Here is a 7539-nt window from a genome sequence, read left to right as displayed (position 1 = left end):
GCCGTACCGCCACGCCCCGCTTCCGTGCGTCGGCGGGTGCGGGATCGTGGTCCGTCGCTTTTTCTTGGTCAGTACACGAGCACTGCCGCGCAGATCGCCACTGCCACCGTGCACAGCACCGCCGTGGTGGCGTGGCGGGGGGTCAGGGGTGGGGGTGCGCCGGTGGTCGCGAGGGTGGTGATGCGGTGGTGGGCCACGGTGAGGAAGCCGAGCCAGAGTGTGCAGCAGAGGGAGCAGATGATGATGCCCTCTGTGCTGACTCCGTTGTGCAGTGCCGCTTTTGCGGCCAGGACTGCGGCTACTGTGCTTGAGAGGGTCGTGCGGCGCCAGGCCAGGCGGGTGCGTTCGGGCTGTAGGCCCGGGTCGCGGTCCGGGGGCGTCGAGGGGGTGGTCATCCTTCCCATCCGGCCAGTACGACGATGACCATGGCTACGGCCACGATCGCCACGGCGATGCCGAGCAGTGCGGGGAAGCGGGACACGGGCAGGTCCTTGCCCTGGCGCATCGCCCGTTCGCAGCGCACCCAGTGGTTTACCGCGCGTAGCGAACATAGGACGCCTGCCGCGAGGAGTGCTAGTGCCAGGCCTGCTCGCCAGGCCCAGCGCAGGTCCGGGAGGAACTGGTCGACCGCGAAGCCTCCGCCGATCAGCGCCAGCGCGGTGCGCAGCCAGGCCAGGAAGGTGCGCTCGTTGGCCAGGGAGAAGCGGTAGTCGGGGGTGCTGCCCTCCTCGCTGATCTGCTGAGGCGCGAACCACAGGCGGACGTTCCGTGCGAAATCGATCACGGGAGCGAGCCTATCCGGCCGTCTTGGAGTGGTACTCCTTGAGTCGTTCGTAGGCCGCGAGGCCGTCCGGTACCCATTCCCAGTCGTTCAGGCGTCGTTCGATCTCTCCCTCCTCGAGGAAGGCGTGCCAGTCGACCTCTTCGACCTGGGGGCTGATCGGTAGGTCGCAGCGCACCTCGTACACCGCCGACCACCAAGTCTGGCCGGCGCCGTCGTCGTACAGGAACTTGAAGAGGAAGCCGGGTTGGGGGAGGCCGGTGACGCCGAGTTCCTCCTCCGCCTCGCGCAGGGCCGCGTCGTCGTAGGACTCGCCCGCGCCCACCACTCCGCCGACGAACATGTCGTAGAGGGAGGGGAAGACCAGTTTGGTGGGGGTTCGGCGGTGGACGAAGACGCGGCCCTGGGCGTCTCGGGTCTGGATGAAGACCGCGCGGTGGCGTAGGCCCTGGGCGTAGGCCTCGCCTCGCGGGGATTGGGCGATGACCTGGTCGTGTTCGTCGACGATGTCCAGGATTTCGTCTGCTGCGCTCATGGCCCCATCCAAACAGAGGGGGGAGGGGGGCAGGGTTGTCAGCGGGGCTGGAGGTTCAGGGTCGGCTGCGGTTTTGTCGTGCCTCGCGGCATCGCGGGGTGCATGCCCAGGAGCAGGATGCCTACGACGATCCCCGCGAGGCCCACCGCCTCCCAGGCCAGTGCGCCTGTGTCCGTGCGCAACTGGTCGCCGAGGAAGCCCACTCCGCAGATGATCCCGGCCAGCGGCTGGGCCGCGGTGAGGGCGGGGAGGGACATGCGCAGGGGGGCCGTTTCGAATGCGCTCTGCACCAGGACCAGGCCCGTTATGCCGAGGGCCAGTACTCCGTACGGTTGCCAGGTGGTGACCAGTTCGGTGAGGCCGCCCTCGGTGAAGCGCTGGCCGCTGACCCTGGTGAGCGCGTCCTGGACGCCGTAGAGCAGGCCGGCGGCCAGGGCCAGGAGGACCGGGGCCGCGCTGAGGCGGGAGCGTTTGGCGTAGGTCGTGAGGAGGAGGGCCAGGCCCACCATCGCGCCGATGATCAGCCAGTGGCGGAAGGGGTCCGTCACCGCTGTGCCGCTGCGGGGTTCGCCCGCGACGATGAACGTCGTCACTCCGCCGGCCAGGAGTGCCAGGCCCGTCCAGCCCTGGCGGCCCAGGGATTGTTTTGTCTGTTTTCGGGAGAGGGCCAGGGCGAAGAGGAGGTTCGTGGCGAGGAGCGGTTCGACCAGGGAGACCTCGCCCTGGGACAGGGCTATCGCGCCCAGCACCATGCCCGCGACCATCAGGGCGATGCCGCCGAGCCAGCGCGGCACCTTCATGAGGTCGAGGAGCAGTCTCGGGGAGAGGAAGTCGCTCAGAGGTGCCTGCTGGGCCGCGTTCTGCTGGAGTACGAACCCGAAGCCGAGGCAACAGGCCGCACTCACGGAGAGCATCAGAACCAGAACCGACACGCTGCGTACCTCGATCGTTGGGCCGGGCTACGGGATGCGTTGGGGCGACTGTAGCGCCCCGGGGTCCGGCGTGCCCCTGGAAGTTCCCGGAACCGGGACCGTGCTGCCATGGTCCGCCGCCGTGAGCCGGAGCGCCATGGCGTACGACACATCGGTGACCCGTGAACGCTTGGGAGCGTACCGTCCCGGGTAGGGCTTGTGGTCACAAGTGCCTTTTGCGTGAAGGTAGTTGACAGGAGTAACAGGCGTTCGGCACTTGACGTGAAGTGTTGGCTGGGGGTTGGCTGTGCGTGATCGGCCGATAGCGCGCCGATGTCCCGCAGCGTCGCGTGAGGATCGTGAGGAATACCCGGGTGTCCCCACCCCCGCCACCCCTCGGACGCCGTAACAAACGTGCGGCCCAGGCATTCGACGCCGCCCTCGACGACGGAGAACTCGTCACCGCGCGAGCCGCGTTGGCCCAGGGCCGCTGGCAGGCGGTGCGCGGTCTGCTCGCCCAGACGGGCGACGAGTGGGATCTGCGCGCCCACCGGGTCACCGTCCTCGCCCTGGAGTCCTACACCACCGCCTGGGCCCGTGACTGGCTGCTCGCCGAGCCCGAGTCCGCCGACGCCTCCGTGCTGCTCGCCGTCGCCCTCGTCCAGCGCGTACTGGCCGGCAAGGAGAAGCCCGTCAAGGCCCGCGACGCCTGTCGTACGGCGGCGGCCCGGGTGCCCGCCGATCCCACGCCCTGGCTCGGACTGCTCCTCCTGGAGCACAGCCTCGGCACCGACGAGGGTGTCGTCCAGCTCTTCGACGAGGTCCGCCACCGGCACGCCGACCACCACCACGCCCACCATCTGATGGTCGCCAGGCTGGCCGAGCGCCGGGCCACCGCGGGCCTCGACCCGCTGCACGAGGTCTACGACTTCGCCTACTGGGCCGCCGAACAGGCCCCCGCCGACTCCCCGCTTGCCATACTGCCGGTCGTCGCGCACACCGAGCGCTACCGCGTGCTGGCCGCCGCCGGCCTGGAACCCGCCGACCCGGCCGCCTCCGAGCACTGGTCCGGACGCCGGGCCCGGCAGGTGATGAAGGCCGCCTTCGACTGGTGGCTGGAGTGGGAGCACGAGGGCCACCCGCGCCGCCTGGTCGACCTCAACTTCCTCGCCCACGCCAAGTACTACGAGGGCCGTGCCGCCGAGGCCGCCGCCCTGTTCCACCGCATCGGGGAACACCCGACCCCGGCCCCCTGGTCCTACCCGGACCGCGACCCGCTCACCGCTTTCCGTGCCGCGCGCGACCATGCGCTCGGTACGACGTAACGCCCCCGTAGCGACGGCTCGGTAGCGGTGAAACGCGACCGTAGCGACGCCGCCGTAGCGGAGTAACGCGACCGTAGCAACGAACCCGTAGCGACCCCGAAAGGACGTTCCCGCCATGACGACGGGCAGTTCCAGCACGAGCAGCGCCACCGCGGACGGCGGCGGCAGCGGCATCAGTACGTTCAGAGGGCAGGAGCGCGCCCTGCGCGCCGACCGCCTCGGCACCGGAGGCCTGCTGCTCTCCGTGCTCGCGGCGACCGCGCCCCTCATGGTGGTCGCGGGTGTCATGCCCACCACATTCGCGGTGATGGGCATCGAAGGGCAGCCGCTCCTTTTCGTCCTCCTCGGTGTCGTCCTGGTTCTTTTCAGCGTCGGCTACGCCGAGATGAGTCGGCACGTCCACAACGCGGGCGCCTTCTACGCCTATATCTCCCGCGGCCTCGGCGGCACCGCCGGCGCGAGCGCGGCCCTGGTGGCGCTCGTCGCGTACAACGCCCTCCAGGTCGGCATCTACGGCATCTTCGGCTTCGAGGTCTCCGGACTCTTCTCCACCTACGCCGACCTCCAAGTGGCGTGGTGGATACCGGCGTTGGTGGCCATAGCCGTCGTCGGCGGGCTCGGCTGGCTGAAGATCGACGTGAACGCGCGCGTGCTCGGCGTGCTGCTGATCGTCGAGGTCGCGCTCGTTGTCATTTTTGACATCGCGGCCGTCGCCGATCCGGCCAAGGAGGGCCTGTCCCTGCACGCCTTCAACCCCGACACCCTCAGCGGCGCCGGCGTCGGCACCGCCCTCTGCTTCTGCATCGCCGCCTTCCTCGGCTTCGAACAGGCCCCGGTGTACGCCGAGGAGACCAGCCGCCCGCACATCCTGGTGCCGCGCGTGATGTTCCTGGCCGTCAGTGGCGTCGCCGTCTTCTTCGCGCTCAGCTGCTGGGCGATCACCGTCGCTACGGGGCCCTCCCAGGTCGTCGGTGTGTCCCAGAAGCAGAGCGCGGGTCTGCTCTTCTATCTGACCGAGTCCCGGCTCGGGGGCACCTTCACCGACGTGCTCCATGTCCTGTTCGTCACCGGCATGTTCGCCGCCATGCTCAGCTTCCACAACGTCGTCGCCCGCTACGCCTTCGCCATGGGCCGTGAGGGCCTGCTGCCGTCCGCGTTCGGCCGTACGACGGGCTCCAGCGGCGCCCCCGGCACCGGCTCGCTGCTGCAGACCGTCGTGTCCGCCGTGATCGTGATCGTCTTCGCGGTGGCGGACGACAAGCCGACCGGAGACCCGACCGAACCGGTCCTGCACCTGTTCACCTGGTTCGGCAACATCGGCGCCCTCGGCGTCATCGTGCTGATGGCCGCCGCCTCCCTGTCGGTGATCGTCTTCTTCGCCCGCCGCGGCTCCGCCGGTGCCCAGGCCTGGCGACTGGTCACCTCCGCGCTCTCCGGCATCGCGCTCGTCGTCATCGCCGTCTACACCGTCAAGGACTTCGACGTCCTGGTCGGCGCGGGACCCGGCTCGTCCCTGAGCTGGATCCTGCCCGGCATCGTCGGCCTCGCCCTGCTCGTGGGCCTGGCCCAGGGCCTGTTCCTGCGCTCCCGCAACCCCGAGGCGCACGCCCGCATCGGGCTCGGCAACGAGGCGTTCCAGCTGGACAAGGCGGCCACGGAGACGCCGTAGGAACCTGTGGCCGAGCTGTCGTTGCTGAGAAGCACGTAAGAAGTGGTTACGGAAGTCTGACGAGCATCCGCGATCCCTGGCCGCGCCGGGGTCGCGGGTGTTCGAATGACTGCGTGAACCCTGAACCAACCGAGTCGCCCGAGCCGTCGGAGGAGGAGAAGGAAGCGCAGGGCCGGCCCGTCGGTCGCCGCGTCTTCCTCGGCACCCTCGGTCTGGGCGCCCTCGGTGTCGTGTCCGCGCCGGTCCTGCAGCGGGGCATGGACGGGTTCCTGGGCGCCCTCTCCGGCAAGGACCCCACCGGGCTGACCGGACTGCTCCCGAACGGAGGCGGCTTCCGCTACTACTCCGTCACCGCGTCCGTGCCGAACAAGAACGCCCAGAACTACCGGCTGACCGTCGACGGCCTGGTCGACAAACCGGCGACCTACACCCTCGCCGACCTGCGCGCGATGCCGCAGACCCGGCTGGTCAAGGACGTCCAGTGCGTCACCGGCTGGCGGGTCCCCGGGACCCCCTTCGAGGGGGTGCGACTGTCCCGGCTCCTGGACGCCGCGGGAGTGCGCGCCAAGGCCGGGGCGGTTCGCTTCACCTGCTTCGACGGCGCCTACACCGAGAGCCTCACCCTCGACCAGGCCCGCCGCTCCGACATCCTGGTCGCGCTGCGCATGCAGGACAAACCCCTGGGCCACGACCACGGCGGCCCGGTCCGCCTCTACGTCGCCCCCATGTACTTCTACAAGTCCGCGAAGTGGCTCTCCGGCATCACGGTCACCGAGCACGTGAAGCCCGGCTACTGGGAGGATCGGGGCTACGACGTCGACGCCTGGGTCGGCAAGTCGAACGGACGCGACGATGACCCTACGAGCTGAAGCCCACGCCCCCGCCACGGAGCCGTCGTCCCGTGTCCGCCGCTTCGGCCGCACCGACCGCTGGGTGCACCGGACCACCGCCGCGCTCATGGGCATCTGCGTGGCCACGGCTGCCTGCCTCTACATCCCGGAGTTCGCCGAACTCGTCGGCCGCCGCCAACTCGTCGTCCGCATCCACGAGTTGGCCGGGGTCGCGCTCCCCGTGCCCGTCCTCTTCGGCCTCTTCTCCCGGGGCTTCCGCGTCAACCTCGGCTTCCTCAACCGCTTCGGCCCGCACGACCGGGTCTGGCTGCGCGGCGCCCTGCTGCGCGACAAACGCCGCTCGGCCCGGCCGGCCGACAAGTTCAACGCCGGCCAGAAGATCTACGCCAACTGGATCGCCGGCGCCAGCCTGGTCATGCTCGGCACAGGCCTGATGATGTGGTTCACCCACCTCACCCCGATCATGTGGCGCACCAGCGCGACCTTCGTCCACGACTGGCTCGCCCTCACGATCGGCATCGTGCTCGGCGGCCACATCGGCATGGCGCTCGGCGACCCGGAGGCGCGGGCTGGGCTGCGTACGGGGTCGGTGAGCAGGGAGTGGGCGAAGCGGGAGCACCCGCTGTGGAAGCCGTGAGCGCCCTCAGCACTCCTTGGCCCGGTAGCCGCGCCCGCTGACGTACTCCACGCGCAGCCCGGGATCCCCGTCCCGCAGCACGTAGAGGGTGCCGTCCCAGGGGGCCCAGTACCGCGGTACGAGGAACAGGCGGTCGCCCGAGACATGGAACAGGCGCAGCCCGGCGTACCGGAAGTGGTAGGGGCTGCCTGTCTCCGCGACTGCCCGGACACAGCTGCCGCCGCCGCGGATCAGCAGATCCTGCTTGCTGAACACGACGACGGCCGGGAACTCGTCGGCGACCGTGGCGGTCGTCTCGGCGGCGCGGCCCCGGCCGACGATCTCCGCGTACGCGTACACCGCCCAGAACAGCGACACGACGGCGACCAGCAGGGCCGGCACCCAGATCCGCGCCGCCCTGCGCCGGTCGGCGGGCCGCGTGTACGCGTACGCGCTCAGCAGCACGCCCGCGAGGAGCGCCAGCGGGACGACGAGATTCAGGGCGCCCGGGGCGACGTAGTAGAGGGCAAGGAGAGGGAGCGACGGCAGCCAGGCGTACCGCAGGACGCGCAGCACCCGCGCGGTGCGTTCCGGGTCGCGGTCCTCCCGGTGGTGCAGGGCCGCCGCCGCCATCCACACGGCCGCCGCCACGAGTACGGGGAGGTAGAGCGCGTCCACGCTGCGCAGCAGGTAGTCGGCGGTGGAGAACCGGAAGAGCGTGTCCCGCAGGCCGAGGGCCCGCGTCTCGGCGTCCGTGCTGGCCCAGCCGAAGTAGAACAGCACGGCCGTGAGGAGGGAGAGCAGCGAGCCGACGGTGCCGAGGAACTCGACCCATTTCGGGGGGCCGGGGG

Annotated in this window: 9 protein-coding genes; 4 read left to right on the top strand and 5 right to left on the bottom strand. The window is 70.2% G+C overall.

Annotation, left to right across the window (positions count from 1 at the left end):
* Positions 1-68: 68 nt before the first annotated feature.
* Genes JHN45_RS48545 through JHN45_RS48530 form a run of 4 tightly spaced genes read right to left on the bottom strand, consistent with a single transcriptional unit; the run spans position 69 to position 2248 of the window.
* Positions 69-395 carry a DUF202 domain-containing protein gene (locus JHN45_RS48545; protein ID WP_201055865.1) on the bottom strand — a complete coding sequence of 109 codons (327 nt, stop codon included), beginning with the start codon at positions 393-395 and terminating at the stop codon, positions 69-71.
* Positions 392-784 carry a DUF202 domain-containing protein gene (locus tag JHN45_RS48540; RefSeq protein WP_200715535.1) on the bottom strand — a complete coding sequence of 131 codons (393 nt, stop codon included), beginning with the start codon at positions 782-784 and terminating at the stop codon, positions 392-394. Before JHN45_RS48540 ends, JHN45_RS48545 begins: the two co-directional genes overlap by 4 nt.
* 10 nt (positions 785-794) lie before the next feature.
* A complete protein-coding gene (locus JHN45_RS48535) occupies positions 795-1316 on the bottom strand; it encodes an NUDIX hydrolase (RefSeq protein WP_201055863.1) in 522 nt (173 codons plus the stop codon).
* 38 nt (positions 1317-1354) lie between these two features.
* The gene (locus JHN45_RS48530) at positions 1355-2248 is read right to left on the bottom strand and encodes a DMT family transporter (protein WP_200715537.1); all 894 of its coding nucleotides are present in this window, start codon (positions 2246-2248) and stop codon (positions 1355-1357) included.
* Positions 2249-2601: 353 nt separating this feature from the next.
* Here JHN45_RS48530 and JHN45_RS48525 point away from each other — a divergent pair, with 353 nt between their 5' ends.
* The 4 genes from JHN45_RS48525 to JHN45_RS48510 all read left to right on the top strand — a co-directional run bounded on the left by JHN45_RS48525 (position 2602) and on the right by JHN45_RS48510 (position 6709).
* Positions 2602-3552 carry a hypothetical protein gene (locus JHN45_RS48525; protein ID WP_201055861.1) on the top strand — a complete coding sequence of 317 codons (951 nt, stop codon included), beginning with the start codon at positions 2602-2604 and terminating at the stop codon, positions 3550-3552.
* 115 nt (positions 3553-3667) lie between these two features.
* Positions 3668-5221, top strand: coding sequence for an APC family permease (locus JHN45_RS48520; protein WP_201055860.1), 1554 nt, complete (start codon positions 3668-3670; stop codon positions 5219-5221).
* Between the two features lie 113 nt (positions 5222-5334).
* Positions 5335-6090 carry a molybdopterin-dependent oxidoreductase gene (locus tag JHN45_RS48515; RefSeq protein ID WP_201055859.1) on the top strand — a complete coding sequence of 252 codons (756 nt, stop codon included), beginning with the start codon at positions 5335-5337 and terminating at the stop codon, positions 6088-6090.
* Positions 6074-6709 carry a cytochrome b/b6 domain-containing protein gene (locus JHN45_RS48510; protein ID WP_201055858.1) on the top strand — a complete coding sequence of 212 codons (636 nt, stop codon included), beginning with the start codon at positions 6074-6076 and terminating at the stop codon, positions 6707-6709. The genes JHN45_RS48515 and JHN45_RS48510 overlap by 17 nt, the downstream gene beginning before the upstream one ends.
* A 6-nt stretch (positions 6710-6715) precedes the next feature.
* Here the strand turns inward: JHN45_RS48510 and JHN45_RS48505 are convergent.
* The coding region (locus JHN45_RS48505; RefSeq protein ID WP_200715542.1) for a hypothetical protein at positions 6716-7539 on the bottom strand (824 nt) is incomplete at its 5' end.

Origin of the sequence: Streptomyces sp. MBT53 (assembly GCF_016654115.1) — a bacterium.
Lineage (GTDB): Bacteria > Actinomycetota > Actinomycetes > Streptomycetales > Streptomycetaceae > Streptomyces.
This window is presented reverse-complemented; position numbering and strand designations above follow the sequence as displayed.